The organism is Rhizobium sp. SG_E_25_P2 (assembly GCF_029892285.1).
Lineage (GTDB): Bacteria > Pseudomonadota > Alphaproteobacteria > Rhizobiales > Rhizobiaceae > Rhizobium_E.
In genome coordinates this window covers 82,176-103,294 of record NZ_JARXVM010000003.1, presented here as the reverse complement: position 1 = coordinate 103,294, position 21,119 = coordinate 82,176, and the positions used below count along the sequence as shown (strand labels likewise).

Sequence of the window (21,119 nt, the reverse complement as noted above, 5' to 3'; positions counted from 1 at the left end):
TTGGTTGACTAAAGTTATTTTGTCAATACGCATATTGAAGACCTTTGGGGACAATAGGCAAAATGCTGAACATTCGTGAACTTTCTAAGCGTTTCGGTTACGGGAACGGAACCGTGACGGCGCTGCATGAGGTGAGTTTCTCCATCGCGGAAGGAGAATTCTTCACCCTTCTCGGTCCGTCAGGCTGCGGAAAGACAACCCTGCTCCGCCTGATCGCCGGCTTCAGCGCACCGAGCGGCGGCGCGCTGATCCTTGACGGCAAGGACATCGCGCAGATGCCGCCCAACCGCCGACCGGTGAACACCGTCTTCCAGAACTACGCGCTTTTTCCGCATATGACAGTTGCCGAGAACGTCGCTTTCGCCCTCGACGCGCAGGGCAAACCAAGAAGCGAAGTCGAGCCGGCTGTGGACGCTATGCTCAAGCTGGTCCAGCTCGCCCATCTCAAGGATCGCAAGAGTTCGGAATTGTCTGGCGGTCAGCAGCAGCGTGTGGCGCTCGCCCGCGCGCTGGTCGCCAAACCACGCATTCTTCTCCTCGACGAGCCGCTGTCTGCGCTGGACATGAAGCTCCGCAAGGACATGCAGATCGAACTCAAGCGGCTGCAGCGCGAAACCGGCCTGACCTTCATCTTCGTGACCCACGACCAGGAGGAAGCGCTGACCATGTCGGACCGCATCGCCGTGATGAGCGGCGGCCGCGTCCAGCAGATCGCATCGCCACGCGAACTTTATGATCGCCCGGCCAACCGCTTCGTGGCGGGCTTCATCGGCGAGTCGAATTTCCTAAACGCGAAGGCTGCATCCGGCGTGATCAGCCTGGGAGACGCCAAGGTCGCCCTGAGCGGAGTGTCCGATGGACCGGTCACCCTGATGATCAGGCCTGAACATGTGGCGCTTGCGACCACGCTTCCGGAAGCCCTTAATCTCAACGCCACGGTCGAGCAATTGGTGTTCTTCGGCACCGACACCCATGTCCATCTGTCCTTGCCGGATGGATCGGCCCTGATCGCACGCGTCCAGAACGCTCTGCATGGCGGCCGCAGCTTCACCGAAGGGGAAACCATTCCGGTGGCGCTCCCCGCCGAGGCTCTACGCGCCATCGTCGATATGGAGGAAAAAGCGTGAGTTCTTCCGAAACCTGGCGTCGCTGGGGGCTGGTGCTGCCGGCCGTGACAATCATTATACTGTTTTCGATCCTGCCATTAGGCGTAGTCATTGTTTACTCGCTGCTGACCCCCGGCGATTACGGCAATGTGAAATGGATTTTCTCGACCGATGGCTGGTTCTCCGTTCTCTTCGAACGCGACATATTTGACGATACAGTCAGCCTATCTGACGCCAATCTGACCATTCTCGGTCGCTCCGTCGGTCTATCTCTCGCCACAACGCTGATTACCCTCGTCTTCGGCTTGCCGACAGCCTGGTTCATCGCCACCCGCCCGGCCTCGCAACGCGGTTTCTGGTTGTTCCTGATCACCATTCCGTTCTGGACCAACCTTCTCGTCCGCACCATCGCCGTACAGGAAATGATCCGCTCCGAGGGAGTCCTAAATCGCCTGCTCATGGCGCTCGGGATCATTCATGAGCCGCTGCAGATGATGTTCACCAATTTCGCGGTGTTGCTCGGCATGGCCTATGTCTTCCTGCCGCTGATGGTGTTGCCTGTTTATGCAGCCATTGAGAAATTCGATTTTCGCCTCGCCGAAGCCGGCTACGACCTCTACGCCTCGCGCCTCTACTGCCTGCGCCGGGTAATCCTGCCGCTGGTGCGGCCAGGCATCATCGCCGGTTCGATTCTCGTCTTCGTGCCGTCGCTCGGCGCCTATGTGACGCCGCGCATCATGGGCGGCGGCAAGTCGATGATGCTCGGCAATCTCATTGAAATGCAGTTCGGCCAGGGCCGCAACTGGCCGCTGGGCGCGGCGCTGTCGATCACGCTGACGATTTTGGTGCTGGTGGCTCTCATTTGGTACACGCGCATCACCTCCACCCGCAAGGAGCGCAATCATGGTTGAAGGCGGCTTCGACGTCAAACGCCTGCCGGGCGCTGCGGTGCTCGCCATCGCCTGCTTCGTCATCCTCTACGTGCCGATGTTCATCCTCGTCGCCTATTCCTTCAATGCGGGCAAGGTGATCGGCAATTGGGAAGGCTTCTCGCTCAACTGGTATTTTAAGGCGCTCCAGAACGAAGCCTTCATGGACGCCGCCGTGAACTCGCTGATCATCGCGACCTCTGCAGCGGTGATATCGACGATCCTCGCCACAATGGCGGCGCTCGCGACCACGCGCGGCGACGGCTTCAGGGGCGAAGGCGCCGTCCACATCATCTTGAACCAGCCGCTGATGGTGCCGGAAATCGTGCTCGCCATCGCGCTCCTCATCATCATCGGCCAGATCAAGCAGGCGACCGGCTATACCGGGCTCGGCTTCCTGATCGCCGCGCATACAACCTTCTGCATTCCCTTCGCCTATCTGCCGATCCGCGCCCGGCTCGAAGGCATGGATCTCAGCCTCGAGACGGCGGCCGCCGATCTCTACGCGAGTCGGTTCTACACATTTCGGCGGGTGACGCTGCCGCTGCTGGCGCCGGCGATCATGGCGGGCTTCATGCTGGCCTTCGTCGTCTCGCTCGATGATCTCGTGATGAGCGACTTCCTCAAATCACCCGGCCAGGAAACGCTGCCCACCTATCTCATGGGCGAATTGCGGCGAAACCTGACCTCGGAAATCTACGCCATTTCCTCGCTTCTTCTTCTGATCAGCGTGCTGATCGTGGCGGGGTCATGGGTGGCAACGCGCAAGAAAAACTAACCATAAGAGGTGAACATCATGAAATACGCCTATCGCCTGGCTGCATCGACAGCCATTCTGGCTGCCGTCAGTTTTCCGGCGCTCGCCGAAGGGCAGCTCAATATCTACAATTTCGGCCTCTACACGCCGCCGGATCTGATCAAGAAGTTCGAAAAGACCTATGACGTGAAGGTCTCGGTCACCGAATACGACTCCAACGAAACCGCCATGGCCAAGATCGAAGCCGGCGGACACGGCTTCGACATCGTGGTGCCCTCGGCTTCCGTGGTTCCGATCTACATCGAGAAGGGTCTGCTCATGAAGAGCGAACCCAACCAGATGTCGAACTTCAAGAATGTCAATTCGGAATGGGTCGGCGTCGATTGGGACGCCGGTCGCCACTACACGGTTCCGTGGGTCTGGGGCACCACCGGCGTGATGGTCAACACCAAGATCTATAAGGGCGACATCAACACCTCTGCCGTCATTTTCGATCCGCCGGAGGAGCTTAAGGGCAAAATCAACGTCGTCCCCTCAATGAATGACGTCATCGACATGGCGATCGGCTATGTCGGAGGACAACCCTGCACCGATGACAAGACGGTCCTGAAGGCTGCGCGCGACAAGCTGATGGCGGCCAAGCCCTATTGGGCGTCGATCGATTATGCGAGCTTCGAGAAGTTCATCAAGGAAGACCTCCAGGCGTCTGTGTTCTGGAGCGGCGCGACAATGCGCATCCGCGCTGAAAATCCTGGCTTCGCCTATGGCTACCCGAAGGAAGGCTACGCGCTCTGGCAGGACAACGCCGCCATTCTCGCCGACGCCAGAAATGTCGACAACGCCAAGCTGTTCCTGAACTTCATTATGGATCCAGAGAATGCGGCGCTGATTTCCAACTATACGCGCTATGGCAACGCCATTGCCGGCTCGGAAAAGTTCATGGATCCCGAACTGCCGAAAGCGCCGGAAATGAACATTCCGCCGGAACTCAAGTCGGCCGGTTTTTTCCAGAAGACCTGCCCGGCCGACGTCCAGCAGATCTACACGAAGATCTGGACCGAACTGACGAAATAATGCGAAAAGGTCCAGCCTGATTTCGTCCGGCTGGACATATCCCCGTACAGGCCGGTTCGCGCGCGTACCGGCCTATTTTACAAAAGGACCTCGATGATGACTTGGCGCATGCCTTCTGAGACCGCCCGCCACGAGCGCACCTGGATGGCTTTCCCGCGTGCCGGCGCGACGCTCGGCGAGGGAGAGGCATGGCAGGAGACGGGCTATGCAGCCTGGACCGCCGTCGCCCACGCCATTGCCGAGTTCGAATCCGTCTCGATGGTGGTCGACCCCTCCGAGCTGGACCGCGCCCGCCGCATGCTGGGCAGCCATATCGACATCGTCGAAGCGCCGCTCGATGAATTCTGGATGCGCGATTTCGGCCCGACTTTCGTCCTCGATGATGCAAGACCCGGTGTTCTCGGCGCGGTCGACTGGATCTTCAATGGCTGGGGCGATCATGAATGGTCGGAATGGAAGAAGGCGAACGAGATTGCGCGCCTGATCGCCGCCCATGCCGGCGCCGAGCTGATCTCCAGCGTGCTGGTCAATGAAGGCGGCGGCATTCATGTCGATGGCGAAGGCACGGTCCTTGTCACCGACACCGTGCAGCTCGATCCGCGCCGCAATCCCTATGCTGACAGGGCCCGCGTCGAAGCAGAACTCGCCCGCACCCTCGGCGCCACCAAAGCGATCTGGCTGCCGCGCGGCCTGACGCGTGATTATGAGGACTTCGGCACCAACGGCCATGTCGACATCGTCGCGACGATTGCCTCTCCCGGCGTGTTGCTCATCCACAACCAGCCAAATCCTGATCATCCCGACCACGAGGTGATGCGCGACATCCGCGCTTTGCTGGCCGACGCCACCGACGCCGCCGGCCGGCGTTTCACCATTCTCGATCTCGAGGCGCCCGCGCAGATCCGCGACGAGGACGGTTTCGTCGACTTCAGCTATGTCAATCACCTGACCGTCAATGGCGGCGTGATCGCCTGCGGCTTCGGCGATGACAAGGCGGATGCAGCGGCGGCGGATATCCTTGGACAGGCCTATCCCGGCCGCAAAGTCGTGACAGTCGATTCCCGCGCCATCTTCGCGCGCGGCGGCGGCATTCACTGCATCACCCAGCAGCAGCCTTCCGTTGAAGCGAAAGCCTGATCATCATGAGCCACTTCGACGTCGTTGAAAAATCGATCGCAGAACTGCGCGCGGCTTTGGAGTCCGGCGAGGCGACGAGCGTGGAGCTCGTCGAAGCCTATCTCGCGCGCATCCAGGCCTATGATGGCCCGGCGACTGCAACCGCGCTGAACGCCATGGTGGTGATGAATCCGGACGCGCTCAAGGACGCGGAAGCCTCCGACGCGCGCCGCAAGAGCGGCGAGGTTCTCTCGCCGCTCGACGGCATTCCCTACACCGCCAAGGACAGCTATCTAGTGCGCGGGCTGACTGCCGCCGCCGGAAGCCCCGCCTTCGAACATCTTGTCGCCCAGCGCGACGCCTTCACCATCGAGCGCCTGCGGGCGGCCGGCGCCATCTGCCTCGGCCTCACCAATATGCCGCCGATGGCCAATGGCGGCATGCAGCGCGGCGTCTATGGACGCGCCGAAAGCCCGTATAACCGGGAATGGCTGACCAGCGCCTTCGGCTCGGGATCGTCGAACGGCTCGGGTACGGCCACCACCGCATCCTTCGCCGCCTTCGGCCTTGGGGAGGAAACCTGGTCGAGCGGCCGCGCGCCTGCCTCCTATAACGCGCTTTGCGCCTATACGCCCTCGCGCGGCGTCATCTCCGTGCGCGGCAACTGGCCCTTGGTGCCGACCATGGATGTCGTCGTGCCGCATACGCGCGACATGGCCGACATGCTGGAAGTGCTCGACATCATCGTCGCCGACGATCCGGAAACGCGGGGCGACTTCTGGCGCGCCCAGCCCTGGATATCCCTGCCGGCCGCTTCAGCCCTGCGGCCGACTAGCTACCAGGCGCTCGCACCCTCGGACGGACAGGCGGCTCGACAGGCCTTGGCCGGCAAACGCTTCGGCGTGCCGCGCATGTATATCGACGCGGACCCGCAAGCAGGCTCCAACCCAGAAGGCGGCATTGGCGGCTCGACCGGCAAGCCGATCGAGACCCGCGCCTCGGTCCTCGAACTCTGGCGGCAAGCCAAGCGCGATCTCGAAGCCGCAGGCGCAGAAGTCATCTTGGTCGACTTCCCCATGGTGACCAACTATGAGGCCGACCGGCCGGGCGCGCCGTCGATCGCTACGCGCGGTCTCGTCAGCCCTGAGTTCCTGCATTACGAAATCCACGATCTCTCCGCATGGGGCTGGGAGGATTTCCTGCAGGCGAATGGCGATCCCATGCTGGACAGTCTTACCAAAGTCGACGGAGCAAGGATTTTCCCGCGCCCGGCGGGCGCGCTTCCCGACCGCTACACCGGCTTTTCCGACGAAATTTCGCACTATCCGGCGCTCGCCCGCCAAAAACCCTATCGTTCGCTGGAAGAAATCCCGACGCTCGAAGAGGGCCTGCGCGGTCTGGAGGAGACCCGGCGTCAGGATCTGGAAGTCTGGATGGACGACCTAGGCCTAGACGCCGTGGTCTTTCCGGCTGTCGCAGATATCGGTCATGCCGATATGGATGTGAACCCTGTTCATGCCGATCTCGGCTGGCGCAACGGCGTCTGGGTTGCCAACGGCAATCTCGCCATCCGCCATCTGGGCATCCCCACGGTCACCGTGCCGATGGGAACCATGCCTGACACGGGCATGCCGGTGGGCCTGACCTTCGTCGGCCGCGCCTATGATGACGCCAAGCTGCTGGCTCTGGCCGCGGGTTTTGAGAAAACCGGACAGCGCAGGACGCCGCCGCCGCGCACGCCCAAACTCTGAGAACGGACACAGATATGCACAACAAGAAGAGGCCGAACCGGGCATTGCCGGTTCGGCCTCTTGGCTTTTTAGGTCAGTTCATCTGGGTCACGAAACGGGTTTCAAGATAGGCCTCTGTCGCCTCCGAACCGCCCTCGGTGCCGTAACCGGAATCCTTGATGCCGCCGAACGGCACTTCGGGAAGCGCCAGACCATTGTGATTGATGGTCAACATCCCGGCTTCAACCTGGGTCGCAAGCGCATGCGCGGTCTCGGCAGAGCGCGTGAAGGCGTAGGCGGCCAGACCATAGGGCAGACGGTTGGCCTCGATCACTGCGTCGTCGAAGCTCGAAAAGCGGTTGACGATCGCCAGCGGTCCGAAGGGTTCTTCATTCATGACCCGCGCCGTGGTCGGAACGTCGGCGATGACGGTCGGCTCGAAGAAATAACCCTTGTTGCCGATGCGCTTGCCGCCCGCAACGATGCGCCCGCCTTGGGCGACGGCATCCTGCAGGAAGCCTTCGAGCGCCGGAATGCGGCGTTCATTGGCGAGCGGACCCATGCCGGAATCCGGATCAAGTCCATTGCCCACCACGATCTTTCGGGCGGCTTCGGCGAAACCATCGAGGAACTGGTCAGCCACATCGTCCTGCACCAGGAAACGGGTCGGCGCGACGCAGATCTGGCCGGCATTGCGGAATTTCGAGGGCGCCAAAACCGCAATCGCCTTGTCGATGTCGGCGTCGTCGAACACCAGCACCGGCGCATGACCGCCGAGCTCCATCGTCGCCCGTTTCATATGGCTGCCGGCCAGCGCCGCAAGCTGCTTTCCGACCGGTGTGGAACCCGTAAACGAGATCTTGCGGATCACCGGATGCGCCGTCAGATATTCGGAGATTTCGGCGGGCGTTCCATAAACGAGGTTGATGACGCCTGCCGGCATGCCGGCATCGGCAAAGGCGCGGATCAGTTCGGCAGGCGAGGCCGGCGTTTCCTCGGGCGCCTTCACGATGATCGAGCAACCTGTGGCAACCGCAGCCGAGAGCTTGCGGACCACCTGGTTGATCGGGAAATTCCAGGGCGTGAACGCCGCCACGGGGCCGACCGGAACCTTGATCGCCATCTGTGAGACGCGGCCGGAACGGGCCGGGATGATCTGGCCATAGGTGCGGCGCGCTTCCTCGGCGAACCAGTCGATGACATCGGCGCCGGCGAGGATTTCGCCTTTCGACTGGGCGAGCGGCTTGCCCTGTTCGCGGGTCATCATATAGGCGATCTGATCCGCCCGCTCGCGCAGCAGCTCGGCGGCCTTGCGCATGACCTTAGAGCGATCGTAAGCGGACACATCACGCCAGTGGCGAAACCCCTTGTCGGCTGCGGCGAGCGCCAGATCGAGGTCGGCGCGGCGGGCATGGGCGATTTTGCCGATCGTTTCTTCGGTCGCGGGATCGATCACCGGGATGATTTCACCAGCAAGCGCATCGCGCCATTCGCCGTCGATGAAGAGCTTGACGTCGGGATAGTGGTGCATGTTCTGCTCCTTTTTCATTGAACGCGACGCCAGAGCAATCACGTAAAAAGCGTCCGCCGGGAGGCGCGGACGCGAGAGAGTTTTTAGGTCGCCGGAGATCGACCTGCCTTCAGGAACGCCGTGATTTCGGCGCTGGTCCGGGCGCGGGCGATCTCCGCGTCGTCAGCGGCGCTGGCTCGGATCTTGATGTCGTCCGAAAGGGCCTGGCCGCGTGTGGCGACGAGCCCCCGGATAAAGTCCGCAGTGAATTCCGGGTGCGCCTGATAGGTAAGGGCGGCATCGCCATAGCGCAAGATCGCGAAGGGACAGGCTTCCGAACCGGCCAGGATTTCGGCGTCGTCAGGCAGTTTCAAGACTTGTTCCTTGTGCCAGGCGAGCAGAGTGCGATCGTCCTGGCCATCGCGCCCCTGATAGACGCTCGCGCCGGCGACCCAGCCATCGGGATTGGCCCCGACCTCGCCGCCGAGCGCCTTGGCGATCGCCTGATGGCCAAAGCAAATTCCGACCATCGGCCTGCCCGATGCCCTGATCTCGCGGATCAGCGACACAAGCCTGCCCACCCAAGGATCTTCGTCATTGACGGAAAAGCGCGAACCGGTGATCAGCCAACCATCGGCGCTCTCGGCGCTTTCGGGGAAAACGTCATCGACGACGGTATAGACCGCGTAGTCGAAGGTCTCTTCCCCCAGCAGACGCCGGAAGAAGAGATCGTAGTCGCCGAAGTCGGACCTCAGTTCATCCGGCGCATGCCCGGTCTGGAGAATGCCGATCCGCATAGCGTCACACGCCCAGCCGGTCGCGAAGTCCGTACCACCATGCGCCGATCGCCGTCAGCGGCACGCGGAAAGCGCGACCGCCGGGGAAAGGCAGGCTCGGCAGCGACGACCAGACATCGAAACGCTCCGCGTGGCCCGCCACCGCTTCGCCGAGGATCTTGCCGAGCAGATGCGTGGTGGTGACGCCATGGCCGCTGTCGCCGTGCGAGAAGTAAACGGTGTCCGAGAGCCGGCCGACATGCGGAATGCGCGTCAGCGTCAGCGCAAAGTTGCCGCTCCAGGCATAGTCGATGCGCGTGTTGGCGAGTTCCGGGAAGGTCTTGATCATGTTGGGGCGGATGATGCCGGTGAGATTGGCCGGGTCCTGACCGCCATAGCCGATGCCGCCGCCATAGAGCAGGCGGTTGTCGCTGGTGCGCCGGTAGTAATCCAGCACGTAATTGGCGTCCTCAACACAATAATCGGCCGGAAGAAGGCGGTTGAGAAGCGCGGGATCGAGCTTTTCCGTGACCATGACCTGGCTCGACACCGGCATCATGCGCTCGGTGATCTTGGGCAGGAGATTGCCGAGATAGGCATTGCCGCAGACTAGGAGATAGCGGGATTCGACGCGTCCCTTGGCTGTCTTGACCACCGCGCGTTTGCCGCTGATGTCCACGCTGACGGCGCGGGAATTCTCAAAAATCCGGGCGCCGAAACTTTCTGCGGCGCGGGCTTCGCCCAGAACCAAGTTCAGCGGGTGGATGTGTCCGCCGCGCGTGTCGATCATGCCGCCGACATAGCGCTCACTTGAGACATAGCGTCCGACATCCGCCTTGGACACCATTTCCATTCCGCTGATGCCGTAGCTCTCGCAGCTTTTCTTGACGGTTTCGAACTCGCGGATCTGCTTGGCCGTGAAGGCGGCAAAAAAGCCGCCTTCACGGAGATCGCATTCAATGCCGTGTTTTGTCACGCGGCCGCGGATGATGTCGCCGCCTTCGCGGGACATGGAAGCAAGCTTGCGGGCGATCTCGGGGCCGAAGCGTCCCTCGATAGTCTCGAAATCGCGGCTATAACCGTTGACGATCTGGCCGCCATTGCGGCCCGAGGCGCCGAAGCCGATGCGTTCGCCTTCGAGAACGACGACGCTGAAGCCCTTTTCGGCCAGTTCGAGCGCGGCGGATACGCCGGTGAAGCCGGCGCCGATGATGCAGACATCGGCTTCCAACGTCCCTTCAAGGATGGGGCGGATCGTCTTGTCGTTTGCGGTCGCGGCATACCAGGACGCGACGTGGCCGGGATTCTGTTGTGCTGTCGAGAGGGTCATTCAAGCCGTCCTGATGTAAGCGTCATATTCGACGTCGGTGACTCTGAGGGCGAATTCCTGCAATTCCTGTCGCTTGCAGGCGGCGTAAAGCTGACGGAACTCGGGGCCGAAAGCGGCAAAGGCGAAGCCGGAATCCGAGAAGCTCTGCACGGCGGCGTGCCAGCTGCGCTCCAATGGCTCGAGATCGGGGGAATGATAGTCGCCGGTCACCGGCCCGCCCGGATCGACGCGCTCGATCATGCCCATATAGGCCGCCTGCAGGATCATCGCGAGAACGAGATAGGGATTGGTGTCGGCGCCGGCGACGCGATGCTCGATGCGAGTTGCGGAACGGCCAGCGGTGATGACGCGCACGGCGGCAGACCTGTTGTCGAGACCCCAGGAGGCATAGGTCGGCGCATGTTCGCTGGGCGTCAACCGGCGGAAGGAGTTGGCGTGCGGCGCGAAAATCGCCGTGCTTTCCTGCATGTATTTCAACAGGCCGCCGACCGAATGCATCAGCGCCTGCGACGGGCCGTTCTCATCGGCATAGATGTTCATGCCCTGATCGTCGATCATCGAGAAATGCACATGCATGCCGCTGCCGGCCTGGGTGCCGTAGGGCTTGGCCATGAAGGTCGCGTCGAGCCCGTTCTTGCGCGCCACGCCCTTGACGATGCGCTTGAGCAGCACCGCGTTGTCGGCGGCGCGCATGGCGTCTGGCAGATGGTTGAGGTTGATCTCATACTGGCCAGGACCGTTTTCGCGCAGTGTGGTGTCGGCGGGCACGCCCTGCTCGCGGCAGACGGCCGCGATTTCGCTGAAGACGTCCTCGAAATCCTGCAATTCGGCGATCGACAGAACCTGGGTCTGGCCCGTATGCCAGCGGCCTTCGCGGGTATTGGGCGGGCGCACCGGATCGAGCGCCGAGCGAACGGGATCGATGAGATAGAATTCAAGTTCGGTCGCCACGACGGGCCGCAGCTTCATGCGCTCGAAACGGGCCAGCACGTTTTTCAACACCTGTCGCGGATCGGCGTGGAACGGCTCACCGGCGGTGTTTTGCATGCTGAGCATCACCTGGGCGGTCGGTCGCTTCAACCAGCCGACGCGGGCGAGCGTGCCTGGCACGGCGCGGCAGATGCCGTCGGGATCGCCGGTGCCTTCGGCCAGACCGGCTTCATTGACGTCGCGGCCCCAGATATCCAGCGCATAGACCGAGCGCGGCATCGCCATTCCCTTGACCAACACTTCCACGGCGCGTTCGCGCGGAATCCATTTGCCTCTGGGCACACCGTTCACATCGATGACGAAGGCTTCCAGCACTTCGATATCGGGGTTTTTGTCGAGGAAATCGCGCGCTTCCTGTTCTTCGATCATGCGTCACCATATTTCCGGACACCGCAACGGCGACGCGCCTGCGCCTGGCCAGCAGGTCCAAAACTCAATTCATTGGAATTTTTGCGCTGACTCTGCGTCGGCGCAGGATGCGGTTCAGAAACCGGCCAGCGGCCCTTCATCGATCTTCATGCAAAGACGCATCGACGACTCCTCTGCCGAATTTGATCATCGGCCTCGTAATATGATCATATTTTTATTTGATATGATCATATTTGTAAATCCGCAAAATTGCCTGCAAAGCGGTTTTCGCTGTGCTAAGGCGGATTTGGCCACCGAAACACAAAAGTATCGAGGGCTTTGACGGGAAGGGCAGGGTCTGGTTGATGGACGCAAGGCAGATCGCGGTCATGAGCGAACCGAAACAGAAGGGCGAATCCACCAAGAAGTGGGTCTATCGCTCGCTCAGCCGCGCGATCATGTCGGGTCGCTTTGCGCCCGGTTTGCCGGTCACCATTTCGGGATTGTCGGAAAGCCTCGGCGTCAGCACCATGCCGGTGCGCGGCGCGCTCGATCAGTTGATTGCCGACGGCGCGCTCGAATATCTCGACAACCGGCGGGTGCGCGTGCCCGATATCGGTCCCGAAAGATTTGATGAACTCATCGCCACCCGGATCGCGCTGGAAACAGTCGCTGCCGAGCGGTCCATACATTTCATCGACTATATCAGGATCGAGCGGCTGATGCTTCTCGACGCCATGATCGACCAAGCCTATCAGGCCGGCGACATCGAACTCGGCCTCGAGCGCAATTTTGCCTTCCATCGCTGCATATATGAGGTCAGGCCTTCATTCGTGCTCTTGCCGCTGATTGAATCTGTCTGGCTGCGCATGGGCCCTTTCATGCGCGAGGCCGTCGCCCATCTCGAACAGAGCTATCAGGTCGACCGGCATATGGAGGCGATCGAAGCAATCAAGCGACGTGACGCCGCCGCACTGAGAGACGCCATCACCGCAGACATCCAGGACGGCGCCGGCCATGTGGGACGTCAACGCCTTCTCGATATGGCCAACTCCAAAATCGAAGGTCCGTTGAGCCCACTCAAGCGGCGTCCGCCTGAAGGCGGAGCCAAGCCGTCGGCGTAACGCCGTTCATGCGCTTGAACAATTTGCAGAAATGCGCTTGGTCGGAGAACCCGCAGGCGAGCGCGACTTGCGAAAAGCTCTCGACGCCTTGGCTGAGCATGTGCTTGGCGCGCTCCATTCTCTCCTTGAGAACATAGGCATAAGGCGTCGTGCCGAATGTGGCGCGGAAAGCGCGGGTGAAGTGGCTGACACTCAATCCTGCCGAACGCGCCATCGCATCCGCACTCAGCGGACCATCGAGATGAGCGGCGACATGGTCAAGCACCCGGCGGCGCTGCCAGTTGGTCAACGGGCGGTCCGGCTGGGGCGCAGATGCGGTTTTCCGCGGCGCGCAGCCGGCAAGAATCTCCTGGGCGTGCGCAACGCAACGGCGCGCCCTGAGCGGATCGCGCTCAAAGGCGAGTTCCACCTCGTCGAGCAGTTTCAGCAAGGCGCTGACCATGTCTGCATTGGCGCTTCCCGCAGACGGAAGGGCTGGACGAGCGGAGTTGGCAACGAATGGCACGGGCGCCTCCTTTTTCCAGAAAATTCCATGTCTGGAAATTATGGAGACCGCTCTACCGAAGCGAGTTAAGCGCCGTAAAGATTTGCAAAATTCAACAAGTGCGAGATCTATCGCAAGCGCCGCAGCCTGCCCGGCGGCACGCCGACGATCTGGGTGAAATGCCGGGTGAGATGCGACTGGTCGCTGAAACCGCAGGCAGCAGCGATCTCCGCCAGCGGCCGGCCGCTTTCCTCGATCATTTTCCGCGCCTCTTGAACACGACGCTGCATGAGCCACCGATGCGGCGTCATTCCGGTGGCGGCGCGGAAGGCGCGAATAAAATAGCCGCGCGACAATGAACAGGCTTCAGCAATCTCGGCAACAGAGACATCGCTCGACAGCCGGGCCTCCATGATGTCCTTGGCGCGTTGTTCCTGCCACCGCGCCAAAGCCGGCATACGCGACAACGCGGGCGCTGCGACGGCCCGTCCATGCGCATAGAGAAGATGCAGACCGATCGCCATTGACAACTGGTCGACGAACAGACCGCTCGCTTCTTGCGGCCGCGCGAGAGTAGGCGCAAACGCCCGCATCAGATTGGACAGGACTTGGTCGTCTTCGCCGGCGAAAGGCGTGAAACCGCCGCCTAGGCTCAAACCGTTTTCCAACGCAGTTTGCTGAAGGAAGTCCGTCGACAATTCCAAAAGCAGGAAATCAAAGGGGCCATTCAGTTCAGCGCGGTAATCATCGCCGAAATTGCGGAGATAGAGCGACGAGGGAGCGAAGCCAAAGGCCTGCGACGACCGACCCCTGAAGATCCTTCGGCTATGCCCTTTGTTCAGCGACAAACCAATCAGCGCGCCGCGACCGGAGGCTGGAGTAAACACTTCGGAGACGCCGTCATGCCCCACGCCTTTCCGATAGAGCGTCAGGCCACCGCGTTCAAACTCGACATCTGTCCCGAGCTTGTCGGAGGCGCAGCCCAGACCATCGCGGCGACGCAGAGAAAAATCTGGCTGGGAGAGAACGGCATTGGCTGGCGATGCTCCCGTTGTCATGACGCAGTTGGCTCCAAAGCTTTTGACATAACAGCCGCTATCCGGCGCATCCGAAGATTGTGTTCCGGAATGTCGCACTTATTGTCGTCGCTGTATAGCCGCTTCGCCAATGGATAAAAGCGCGATTGTCCAAAGTCGCTTCAAAAAGACAATATTCCAACGGTGTGATCCGCAAGAATGGCGGCCTCAACAAACCTTGACGAGGAAGCACCATGCCCCAAGCAAAAGCCGCCCCCGGATCTCTCCTGCTCAATCCAAACGACCACACGCTTATACTGATCGATTTCCAGTCGCAGATGTCCTTCGCGACCAAGTCGATTGACGCGGTCAATCTGCGCAACAACGCCGCTCTGATCTCCCGCGCCGCCAAGGGCTTTGGGGTCTCGACCATCCTGACTACTGTGGCTGAAAAAAGCTTTTCGGGCCCGATGTTCTCGGAAATCACCAGCGCTTTCCCGGGACAGGCGCTTCTCGACCGCACCTCGATGAACACCTGGGAAGACGAGGGCGTCATCGCCGAGGTCAACGCCATCGGCAAGCCGCGCATCGTGCTCGCCGGCCTCTGGACCAGCGTCTGCATCGTCGGACCGGCGCTGTCGGCCATCGACCAGGGTTTTGAAGTCTATGTCATCGCTGACGCCTGCGGCGACGTCTCCACCGAAGCCCATGACCGGGCGATGGAGCGGATGATCCAGGCCGGCGCGCGGCCGATGACCGCCCTGCAATACATGCTCGAGTTGCAGCGAGATTGGGCCCGCGGCGAGACCTACGACCTGACCACCGGCATCGCCAAGGAATTCGGCGGCGCCTATGGTCTCGGGATCATCTACGCCAAGAGCATGTTCGGCGCGTCCGAAGCTCATTGATCCCAACAATCCGCGTCCGGACCCAATGGTCCGGACGCCTCTCAACGGGAGACAGCCGTGAAAATCTATCTCATGTCGCTGGGCGCAGGGCTGCTGGTCGGTATCGTCTACAGTCTCCTGAATGTGCGCTCGCCCGCCCCGCCCGTCGTGGCGCTGATCGGGCTCTTAGGAATTCTGGTTGGCGAGCAGATCGTGCCGAGCCTACGCAGCCTGATGGCGCGCGAGCCGGGCTTTTCATCCTGGCTGCACCAAATCCAACCTCACATGTTCGGCCATCTGCCGTCTGGCGCCGCACCGAAACAGGCGAAGGCGACAGTGGAAGCCGACGAACCCGCCGCCTGATCGCGTCGGAGACGAGAATTCGATCCAACGAGGACAGTCATGAACGTCGCCACCAAGGGCCACGCCGCCGCCGATCTCATCCTGCATAACGGTCGCATCGTCACGCTCGACCGCGCCAATCCGAACGCCACCGCGCTGGCCGTCAAGGACGGGAAATTCCTGATGGTCGGTCAGGATCATGAAGTCCTCACCTATTTCGGTCCGGACACCCAGATCGTCGATCTCGCGGGAAGGCGGGTCCTGCCGGGGCTGATCGACAATCACACCCATGTCATTCGGGGCGGCTTGAACTTCAACATGGAGCTGCGCTGGGACGGCGTCCGCAGCCTCGCCGACGCCATGGACATGCTGAAGCGCCAGGTGGCGGTGACTCCTCCGCCGCAATGGGTGCGCGTTGTCGGCGGCTTCACCGAACATCAATTCGCGGAAAAGCGCCTGCCGACGCTCGACGAGATCAACGCCATCGCACCGGATACGCCGGTTTTCATCCTGCATCTCTATGATCGTGCGCTTCTGAACGGCGCCGCGTTACGCGCGGTAGGCTACACTAAGGACACACCCAATCCGCCCGGCGGCGAGATCCAGCGGGATGCGAAGGGAAATCCCATCGGCCTGCTGCTCGCAAAACCCAATGCCGGCATCCTCTATTCGACGCTGGCGCGAGGACCGAAGCTGCCCTTTGACTACCAGCTCAATTCGACGCGCCATTTCATGCGCGAACTCAATCGTCTCGGCGTCACCGGCGTGATCGACGCCGGCGGCGGCTTCCAGAATTATCCAGACGACTACGCCGTTATCCAGAAGCTCGCCGACGACGGCCAGATGACGGTGCGGCTGGCCTATAACCTCTTCACACAGAAGCCGAAGGCCGAGAAAGAGGACTTCCTCGCCTGGACCGCATCGGTGACCTACAAGCAAGGCTCGGACTACTTCCGGCACAATGGCGCGGGCGAAATGCTGGTCTTTTCCGCCGCAGATTTCGAGGATTTCCGACAGCCGCGCCCGGACATGCCGCCGGAAATGGAAGGCGAACTCGAGGAGGTGGTGGGGGTTCTTGCCGAAAACCGCTGGCCCTGGCGCATGCACGCCACCTATGACGAGACCATATCGCGGGCTCTCGACGTGTTCGAGAAGGTCAACGCCGATATTCCCTTCACCGGTCTCAACTGGTTTTTCGACCATGCCGAGACCATTTCCGAACGCTCGATCGACCGCATCGCGGCGCTGGGCGGCGGCATCGCCGTGCAGCACCGCATGGCCTTTCAGGGCGAGTATTTCGTCGAGCGCTACGGCCATCGCGCCGCCGAGGCGACACCGCCGGTCGCGCGCATGCTGCAGAAAGGCGTCAAGACTTCGGCCGGCACCGACGCCACGCGCGTCGCCTCCTATAATCCCTGGGTGTCGCTCTCCTGGCTGGTCACCGGCAAAACGCTCGGCGGGATGGCGCTCTATCCCCGCGCCAACTGCCTCGATCGCGAGGAAGCTCTGCGCATGTGGACCGAAAATGTCGCCTGGTTTTCCAACGAAGAGGGCAAGAAGGGCCGTATCGAGGCCGGTCAGTTCGCCGATTTCATCGTGCCGGACAGAGATTTCTTCTCCTGCCCGGAGGACGACATCTCCTTCATCACGTCCGAGATGACGGTGGTTGGCGGCAGAATCGTCTTTGCGGCCGGCGCCTTCGCCGCTTTGGACGACACGTCGCTGCCGCCGCCGATGCCCGACTGGTCGCCGGTGCGGAAATTCGGTGGTTACGCCGCCTGGGGAGAACCGGAGGGCGCCGGAAAGACGTCGCTCAGCCGGATGGCATCGGCCTGCGGTTGCGCCAACAGCTGCAATCTGCATGGACATGATCATGCCCGCGCCTGGGCGTCGAATGCGCCGGTGTCGGATTTCTCCGGATTTTTCGGCGCTCTCGGCTGCGCTTGCTGGGCGGTGTGAGGAAACACAATGGCTCAAAACCTGGAAGCCCATCTCGCCCGCCGCTGTGCGCCAGCCTTCACCTCGCATCCCGCCCGCTTCATCGGGCTCCTGCTGCTCTGCTCCGCCTATCTACAGGGCAGCCTGATGAAGCTGTTCGATTTCGGCGCGGCGATCGCGGAAATGCAGCATTTCGGCCTGGCGCCCGCCGCGCCGATCGCGTCGGCGGTAATCTTTTTTGAGCTCGCCTGCAGCCTGATGATCCTTTCAGGCTTCTGCCGGTGGATCGCCGCCCTGGCGCTTGGCGCCTTCACGCTCGCTGCAACCTTCATCGCGCTGCGTTTCTGGGAGATGCCTGTCGGCATGGAGCGGACGATGGCGACCAACGCCTTCTTCGAGCATCTCGGCCTCGCCGGAGCCTTCCTGCTGGTCGCCTGGAGCGATCTGCACAAATGGCGCCGTGGCGTGGACGGCGACTGATAATTCCTCATTTTTCAAGAAAGGAACAAAATGACCTCCCTCGACGATTTCCTCCCGTTGACGCGACGGCAGACCCTGTCGGCCGGGGTCGCCCTTACGGGCGCACTCGCTCTCAACCTTTCCGCCTCCGTCTCAACCGCAACCGCAGAAGGACACCTGCTCATGTCGACCGGATTCATCGAAACCAAGGACAAGACCAAGATTTTCTACAAGGATTGGGGTCCAAAGGACGCCCAGCCGATCCTGTTCCATCATGGCTGGCCGCTGTCGGCGGACGCCTGGGACAACCAGATGCTGTTCTTCGGCCTCAAGGGCTACCGCGTCATCGCCCATGATCGCCGCGGCCATGGACGTTCTGACCAGCCGTGGGAAGGCAACACCATGGATCAATACGCCGACGACGTCGCGGAATTGATCGAGAAGCTCGACCTCAAGAACCTGGTGATGATCGGTCACTCTACCGGCGGCGGCGAAGTCGCCCATTACATCGGCCGTCACAGCGACAGCCGGGTCGCGAAGGCCGTGCTGGTCGGCGCGGTTCCGCCGATCATGATGAAGACGGACGCCAATCCCGAAGGCCTGCCGATGGAGGTGTTCGACGGCATCCGCAAGGGCACGATGGAGAACCGTTCGCAATTCTTCAAAGACCTGACCACGCCCTTCTACGGCTTCAACCGTGACGGCGTTAAGGACAATCAGGGCTTCCGCGACAGTTTCTGGCTGATGGGCATGCAAGGCGGCATCAAAGGTCTTTACGATTGCGTCAAGGAATTTTCGGAAGTCGATTACACAGACGACCTCAAGAAGATCGGATGCCCGACGCTGATCATCCATGGCGACGACGATCAGATCGTGCCGATCCATGCTTCTGCTGAGAAGGCTGCAAAGATCGTCAAGAATGCGACGCTGAAAGTCTATGCCGGCGGCAGCCATGGCCTGGCGCAGATCGAGGCCGACAAGTTCAACAACGACGTGCTGGACTTCATCAAGTCCTGATCCGCATGAACAAACATTCGCGTTCGCCGGCCTCATCGGCGAACGCCCCTGCATTGAAGGAGCGGATATGCCCCGCAAGACACTGCCCGTTCTCTTGAGTTTCAACGCCGGCTATGTGGACGCGGTCGGATTTCTCGCGCTTCAGGGCCTGTTTGCGGCGCATGTGACGGGCAATTTCGTCACGATCGGCGCGGCGCTGGTTACAGGCGCGAGTGGTGTCGTCGCCAAGCTGCTCGCCCTGCCAACCTTCGCCCTGACGATCTTCGTGGTCGCCTTCTTGCTCCGCAAGATCGCGCCAGATGAAAAAGCGGGGCTGATCTGCCTCCTGGCCGTCCAGACCGTGCTTCTTGCGGCGAGCGCCGCGATGGCGCTGATCTTGGGGCCATTCCCTGCGGGAGATCATCTTGCCTCGATTGCGACAGGGCTGACGCTGGTCTTCGCAATGGCGACCCAAAACGCATTGCAGAAAATCCATCTTGGAAAACTGCCGCCGACCACGATGATGACCGGCACAACAACCCAGGTGATGATCGACCTCGCAGACCGTGCAGCGGGCATTGCGGACGCTCAACTCTCGGCGCTCAGGGATCGCATGCGATCTATGGCAGCTAATCTCGCCGGCTTCGCATTTGGCTGCGCCTTCGCTGCGGTCGCCTACGCGTATCTCGGAATGGCGGCTTTTCTCCTTCCGCCGGCGGTGGCGGCGGTCGCGCTCTGGCGCGAACGGACCTAAACGGCGACTGCGTCGCAATTCTCTTGCAGCTTTTGTGAGGCGTAAGCACGGATGGTCTGCAACAAGCGATACCGCGTTGATCCATCGTGTTGGTCCGCCATCAGCAGCGACTTGGCGACAAGGGCGGCCATGAGATCGTTGAATCCGATCGAGGAAGCGAACATGCCGCCTGCGACCACCCAGGCCTCATCAATCGGGAAGTCGTTCTCGAACACCGAAAGCGCTGCAAACAACCGCTTCTCCTCCGTGTTCAACAGATCATAGCTCCAGTCTATCGCCGTCTGAAACATGCGGTGGCGAGGAAGCGCCGTCCGCCTGCCGGTGGTCAGCGTGGACAATACGTCGTCCAGCCTGTGATCGAGTTCCACCAGGCTCATCGAGGATAATTTTGCCGCCGCCATTTCAATCGCGAGCGGAATCCCATCAATCTTCCGGCAGATATTGATCAGGGTAGGGACATCTCCCTCGGCCAGGCGCCAGCTCGAATCCTGGGCGCGCGCGCGTTCGACGAACAGTCGGGCCGCAGGCGAATTGAGAACCGTTTCGATATCGGCGTCTTTCGACGCCTCCGGACCTTCGAGGACCGGAATCCGGAAAAGCCATTCGCCTTCCGCGCGAAGCGGTTCGCGACTTGCAGCGATGACGGAGAGATTCGGTGCGGCGCGCAACAGCGCTTCGACGGTTTCCGTCACGCATTCGATCAGATGCTCGCACGTGTCGAAGACGACGAGATAGTCACGACGGGCAAGCAGTTGCAGGGCATGATCCATGCCTCCGACATCAGACGCTCGTCCGCCAAGAAGTTCGGTCAAGGCGTCAACGATGAGGTCACCATCGCGAAGCGGAGCAAGATCGAGAAAGACCGGAGTGAGTCCACGCGTTTCGCTGATCTCCAGAGCAACCGCAGTTGCGATGGTGGTCTTGCCGATCCCTGTAGGGCCACACAACGTCACCAGTCGCCGCAACGATGACAGGCGAGCGATCTCAGTAATCATGTCGTCGCGACCGATCACGACATCCAGCGGTCGCGGAAAATCCTGCAACTGCTTCTCGAGAGAACGGGGAGCCGGTTTCTGATCGATGAGGTCGGCGATGAGGCGATAGCCGCGGCCATTTTCGTTGACGATCAGCGACCGATCTTGATCATCTGTGCCCAGAAGCCGCCGCAGCGCCGAGAGATGGACCCGCAACGCGGCTTCCTCGATCTGCTGGTTTGGCCAAACGCGGTCGAGAAGTTCGTTCTTGCTGACGAGTTCACCCGGCTTTTCCGCAAGCGCGATCAGGATTTCCATGGCGCGGGCGCCGATCTTTACCGGTTCCCCATTGCGCAACAGAGCGCGTTCGCGCGAACGCAACTGAAACGGCGTGGTCGCCAGCATGTCGCTACGGTCGAGTTTTGTCATGGCGTCATCCTCGGGCCAGGCATTTCGGCGGCATCGGCATGGGCTCGATC

Annotated in this window: 20 protein-coding genes; 13 read left to right on the top strand and 7 right to left on the bottom strand. The window is 61.4% G+C overall.

All coding sequences use genetic code 11. The features are described 5' to 3' along the window. Positions 1-62: 62 nt before the first annotated feature. The 6 genes from M2360_RS06420 to M2360_RS06395 all read left to right on the top strand — a co-directional run bounded on the left by M2360_RS06420 (position 63) and on the right by M2360_RS06395 (position 6,733). On the top strand, positions 63-1,127 hold the full coding sequence (locus M2360_RS06420) for an ABC transporter ATP-binding protein (RefSeq protein ID WP_280773762.1): 1,065 nt from the start codon (positions 63-65) through the stop codon (positions 1,125-1,127). Then, complete coding sequence (locus M2360_RS06415; protein WP_280773760.1) at positions 1,124-2,017, top strand: ABC transporter permease; 894 nt, start codon at positions 1,124-1,126, stop codon at positions 2,015-2,017. The genes M2360_RS06420 and M2360_RS06415 overlap by 4 nt, the downstream gene beginning before the upstream one ends. Continuing rightward, positions 2,010-2,813 (top strand): ABC transporter permease, encoded by an 804-nt coding sequence (locus tag M2360_RS06410; RefSeq protein ID WP_280773758.1) that lies wholly within the window; start codon positions 2,010-2,012, stop codon positions 2,811-2,813. Before M2360_RS06415 ends, M2360_RS06410 begins: the two co-directional genes overlap by 8 nt. Positions 2,814-2,831: 18 nt before the next feature. Beyond that, on the top strand, positions 2,832-3,866 hold the full coding sequence (locus M2360_RS06405; RefSeq protein WP_280773756.1) for an extracellular solute-binding protein: 1,035 nt from the start codon (positions 2,832-2,834) through the stop codon (positions 3,864-3,866). A 108-nt stretch (positions 3,867-3,974) separates the two neighbouring features. Beyond that, on the top strand, positions 3,975-5,003 hold the full coding sequence (locus tag M2360_RS06400; RefSeq protein ID WP_280773755.1) for an agmatine deiminase family protein: 1,029 nt from the start codon (positions 3,975-3,977) through the stop codon (positions 5,001-5,003). Positions 5,004-5,008: 5 nt separating this feature from the next. Continuing rightward, on the top strand, positions 5,009-6,733 hold the full coding sequence (locus M2360_RS06395; RefSeq protein ID WP_280773753.1) for an amidase: 1,725 nt from the start codon (positions 5,009-5,011) through the stop codon (positions 6,731-6,733). 73 nt (positions 6,734-6,806) lie between these two features. On the opposite strand, the gene M2360_RS06390 is transcribed toward M2360_RS06395, so the two are convergent. The 4 genes from M2360_RS06390 to M2360_RS06375 all read right to left on the bottom strand — a co-directional run bounded on the left by M2360_RS06390 (position 6,807) and on the right by M2360_RS06375 (position 11,687). After that, entirely contained in the window at positions 6,807-8,243 is a 1,437-nt protein-coding gene (locus tag M2360_RS06390) for an NAD-dependent succinate-semialdehyde dehydrogenase (RefSeq protein WP_280773751.1), read from the bottom strand. Between the two features lie 83 nt (positions 8,244-8,326). Continuing rightward, positions 8,327-9,019 (bottom strand): type 1 glutamine amidotransferase, encoded by a 693-nt coding sequence (locus M2360_RS06385; RefSeq protein ID WP_280773749.1) that lies wholly within the window; start codon positions 9,017-9,019, stop codon positions 8,327-8,329. Between the two features lie 4 nt (positions 9,020-9,023). Then, positions 9,024-10,328, bottom strand: coding sequence for an FAD-binding oxidoreductase (locus M2360_RS06380; protein WP_280773747.1), 1,305 nt, complete (start codon positions 10,326-10,328; stop codon positions 9,024-9,026). Then, on the bottom strand, positions 10,329-11,687 hold the full coding sequence (locus tag M2360_RS06375) for a glutamine synthetase family protein (RefSeq protein WP_280773745.1): 1,359 nt from the start codon (positions 11,685-11,687) through the stop codon (positions 10,329-10,331). Between the two features lie 368 nt (positions 11,688-12,055). Here M2360_RS06375 and M2360_RS06370 point away from each other — a divergent pair, with 368 nt between their 5' ends. Continuing rightward, positions 12,056-12,790 (top strand): GntR family transcriptional regulator, encoded by a 735-nt coding sequence (locus tag M2360_RS06370; RefSeq protein WP_280773743.1) that lies wholly within the window; start codon positions 12,056-12,058, stop codon positions 12,788-12,790. On the opposite strand, the gene M2360_RS06365 is transcribed toward M2360_RS06370, so the two are convergent. Then, positions 12,747-13,295 (bottom strand): AraC family transcriptional regulator, encoded by a 549-nt coding sequence (locus M2360_RS06365; protein WP_280773741.1) that lies wholly within the window; start codon positions 13,293-13,295, stop codon positions 12,747-12,749. The two genes, M2360_RS06370 and M2360_RS06365, sit on opposite strands and share 44 nt — an antisense overlap. A 107-nt stretch (positions 13,296-13,402) precedes the next feature. Continuing rightward, positions 13,403-14,332 (bottom strand): AraC family transcriptional regulator, encoded by a 930-nt coding sequence (locus tag M2360_RS06360; protein ID WP_280773739.1) that lies wholly within the window; start codon positions 14,330-14,332, stop codon positions 13,403-13,405. Between the two features lie 212 nt (positions 14,333-14,544). Here M2360_RS06360 and M2360_RS06355 point away from each other — a divergent pair, with 212 nt between their 5' ends. The 6 genes from M2360_RS06355 to M2360_RS06330 all read left to right on the top strand — a co-directional run bounded on the left by M2360_RS06355 (position 14,545) and on the right by M2360_RS06330 (position 19,666). Then, complete coding sequence (locus M2360_RS06355; RefSeq protein ID WP_280773737.1) at positions 14,545-15,198, top strand: hydrolase; 654 nt, start codon at positions 14,545-14,547, stop codon at positions 15,196-15,198. Positions 15,199-15,255: 57 nt separating this feature from the next. Continuing rightward, positions 15,256-15,540: a XapX domain-containing protein gene (locus tag M2360_RS06350; protein ID WP_280773735.1), complete on the top strand. Its 285-nt coding sequence runs from the start codon at positions 15,256-15,258 to the stop codon at positions 15,538-15,540. A 39-nt stretch (positions 15,541-15,579) separates the two neighbouring features. After that, a complete protein-coding gene (locus tag M2360_RS06345) occupies positions 15,580-17,478 on the top strand; it encodes an amidohydrolase (protein WP_280773733.1) in 1,899 nt (632 codons plus the stop codon). A gap of 9 nt (positions 17,479-17,487) precedes the next feature. Continuing rightward, on the top strand, positions 17,488-17,937 hold the full coding sequence (locus M2360_RS06340; RefSeq protein WP_280773731.1) for a DoxX family protein: 450 nt from the start codon (positions 17,488-17,490) through the stop codon (positions 17,935-17,937). Positions 17,938-18,099: 162 nt separating this feature from the next. Further along, positions 18,100-18,933, top strand: a complete 834-nt coding sequence (locus M2360_RS06335) for an alpha/beta hydrolase (RefSeq protein WP_280773729.1) — start codon at positions 18,100-18,102, stop codon at positions 18,931-18,933. A 67-nt stretch (positions 18,934-19,000) separates the two neighbouring features. Continuing rightward, positions 19,001-19,666: a YoaK family protein gene (locus tag M2360_RS06330; RefSeq protein ID WP_280773727.1), complete on the top strand. Its 666-nt coding sequence runs from the start codon at positions 19,001-19,003 to the stop codon at positions 19,664-19,666. On the opposite strand, the gene M2360_RS06325 is transcribed toward M2360_RS06330, so the two are convergent. Beyond that, entirely contained in the window at positions 19,663-21,069 is a 1,407-nt protein-coding gene (locus M2360_RS06325; protein ID WP_280773725.1) for a winged helix-turn-helix domain-containing protein, read from the bottom strand. The two genes, M2360_RS06330 and M2360_RS06325, sit on opposite strands and share 4 nt — an antisense overlap. Between the last annotated feature and the right edge of the window lie 50 nt (positions 21,070-21,119).